Annotated in this window: 4 protein-coding genes; all 4 read right to left on the reverse strand. The window is 41.2% G+C overall.

The window, feature by feature from the left end; genetic code table 11:
* A partial coding sequence (locus tag ACTIE6_RS22260; RefSeq protein ID WP_439558727.1) for a hypothetical protein occupies positions 1–154 on the reverse strand: 154 nt, incomplete at its 3' end.
* 110 nt (positions 155–264) lie between these two features.
* Complete coding sequence (gene rpsO, locus ACTIE6_RS22265) at positions 265–540, reverse strand: 30S ribosomal protein S15 (RefSeq protein ID WP_031527901.1); 276 nt, start codon at positions 538–540, stop codon at positions 265–267.
* A gap of 102 nt (positions 541–642) precedes the next feature.
* Positions 643–2,139: an LptF/LptG family permease gene (locus tag ACTIE6_RS22270; protein ID WP_439558725.1), complete on the reverse strand. Its 1,497-nt coding sequence runs from the start codon at positions 2,137–2,139 to the stop codon at positions 643–645.
* Entirely contained in the window at positions 2,139–2,531 is a 393-nt protein-coding gene (locus ACTIE6_RS22275) for an START-like domain-containing protein (protein ID WP_439558726.1), read from the reverse strand. Before ACTIE6_RS22275 ends, ACTIE6_RS22270 begins: the two co-directional genes overlap by 1 nt.
* Positions 2,532–2,704: the final 173 nt, after the last annotated feature.

The following is a 2,704-nucleotide window of genomic DNA, read 5'->3' on the forward strand; positions in this document are numbered from 1 at the left end:
TATCTTTATTAGCCACAACTGTCGCCAGCAACATGGTGTTACCCAGTCTGACAACTACCGAACCGTCGGCTTGTTTTGCTAATTTTCCTGTTTCAATAGTGATTTCCCTGCCATCAGGTAAGGGTATAGTCTTGTTAACTATATTAAAAAGCATAGAATAGTGATTTTTGTAGCTGTGAAACGCCGTCCTGACGTTCCGATGATTTTTCTAATTCCGCAAAAAATCAGGGAACTTACATGTGATTGAAGTTCCCTGATTTTAAATTACTTACGTATGTTCAATTCGGCAATAATCGCACGGTAGCGGTTAATATCCTTTTTGTAAAGATAGTCTAGCAATCTTCTACGCTTTCCAACCATTTTAAGCAAACCAAGACGCGTGTCATTGTCTTTCTTGTGCGTCTTTAAGTGCTCGTTCAAATAGTTGATGCGGTACGTAAATAAAGCAATTTGTGATTCAGCTGAGCCAGTGTCTCCGCTCTCTTTTTTAAAACCTTTCGATTCGAAGATCTCGCTCTTCTTTTCCGCGGTTAAATACATGATTGTAACAACAGATTAAATTGTATGGGAAGTATTTTACAGCACCTTGCCGTAAATAAGGATGCAAAAGTACGATTTTACAGCGATTTAAAAAATATAATTTTACTGTGATTGTATAAGCTGGCTTTTACCAAATCTACTTGCCAACCAAGCTTTTATTCTCTTATACTGCATTTGGTAAACATCTTTTTCAAATAAGCGCGAGTCGCTTCTTGCCTTGCTGATGAAATATAAACCCGCCAGCAACAGCACAGTATTGGCCAACCACGCGCCCAGAGGCACTGCAACCAATCCTTCTTTCACCCATTTATCACCCTGGTTCGTCAATACATATAAAAGTATAAAGAACAGGATTGATACTAATACCGGTACCCCGAATCCTCCCTTTTTGATAATAGCACCCAGCGGCGCGCCTATCAAAAACATGATCAGGCAGGAAATTGCATTGGTATACTTGTGGTGTTTTTCCAATTCGTAGCGGTTTGCATCTTTCAGTTTTGTCTGAAGGTAATCCTGCTGCGACTTGGTGTAGCTCAGCATACTGTTCGCAGCGCCCTTCGCATTTTCAAGAATTTCTTTTTTCAAACTGTCAGAGACCGGTTTCGCCAGCAAAGAATCAACCCACGCTCCTTTTTTTAAAGTCTTGTCAGTGCCTTCACGGTAATTATAGGAATAATACTGCTGACTTCCGGGTACCAGGTTTTTACGCGTTTCTACATAAGAAGTACGCAGCGAATCTGCCGTTTTTGTCAGATCCGTTATGTTTTTCATGAATTCATGGTACTTAAACTGGCCTTCGTCTGTCCGCTTCATTCCAAACGACGCCAGACTTTCAGTTAGCCGGTATTGATTAAAGGAATTGCGGCTGAAATTGGGAAATCCCCGAGTCATAGCCCCACCGGCAGAAATGTACACTGGCCTCGAAGTGGACGAATTTGCCTCGTCTGTATACCTGGTTCCGTTGTAAAGCTCAATCACCAGGTAGCGGTTATCATTAATGGAATACATTCTTCCCGAGTCTGCAAGGATCACCTCGGTATTGCCAAATTCGTAGGAACGGTTGCTATGCTTATAGATAACCATTCCTTTAAGCCTGCCATTTTCTTCTTTTTTATCAACCTTAATACTGTAACCCGGCAAATCATTATAGAAGATCCCGTCCTTGATTTTCAGTGTCGCCTTTGTTGTTTTAATATCGTATAAAAGACTGTAACCCTTCAAGTTAGCCCAGGGAGACACTCTGTCATTAAAAAAGAAGGAAAACACGCTAATCCCGAATGTTACGATAAACAGCGGCAGCATTGCTCTCGTGACAGAAATCCCAGCACTTTTGATAGCAGTAAGCTCGAAAAACTCCCCCAGGTTCCCAAATGCCATCAGTGAAGACAGCAATGTAGCCAGCGGCAATGCAGTCGGAACTGTAATGAGACTAAAAAAGAAGAAAAGCTGCGCGTAATCCGTGATACCGAGGTCTTTGGACACAAAATCATCAATGTAGAAGATCATGATCCGCATCAGGAACACGAAAACTACGACCGACATTGTAATAATAAACGGCCCCCAAAAAGACATTAAAACAAGCTTATCCAGCTTTTTCATCAACTACCAACTATTTCTCTAAGATTATCAATAAAGCCTTCCCACAATGACGCAAGCTCATCCTGATCGCGGTTCGATGAATAGTCGATAACCCGCAGGAAAGTTGTCTGAGTTAACTCACTCACTTCTAATTTTAGTTCCAAATGGTTGTTGTCGAGATTATCGTCACTTGTGTTTTCAAAGTCAAAACGAACTGCCTTGTTAATACGAAGAGCGGTCTGGCGCGCGATGTGGCTGTCGCCGTCCCATTGAAAATCGAAGCGGTGATCAGGCAGTACCGTCACTTTCTCGGCGAACCACTGTTCCAGGCCGGACGGGGTTGATATATATGGAAAAAGCACTTTGGGAGAGGAACGCAATTCGAACTCGGTAATAAATTTATATTTTTCCATATGAACTTCTATTAAAACGATACCCTTGACAATTCCTGCCTTACTCGCTGATTTAAAAGTTGTAATATAACATAAATCAGTTATAAATGCCCGCAAACTTAAAATTGAATGAACGCTTCAAAAGATTTCCCTCATCAACTTTAGAAAAAACGAGTTGTGCCATAAAATTATTT

The sequence above is a fragment of the Dyadobacter sp. genome, assembly GCF_051859145.1.
In the GTDB taxonomy this organism is placed as follows: Bacteria; Bacteroidota; Bacteroidia; order Cytophagales; family Spirosomataceae; genus Dyadobacter.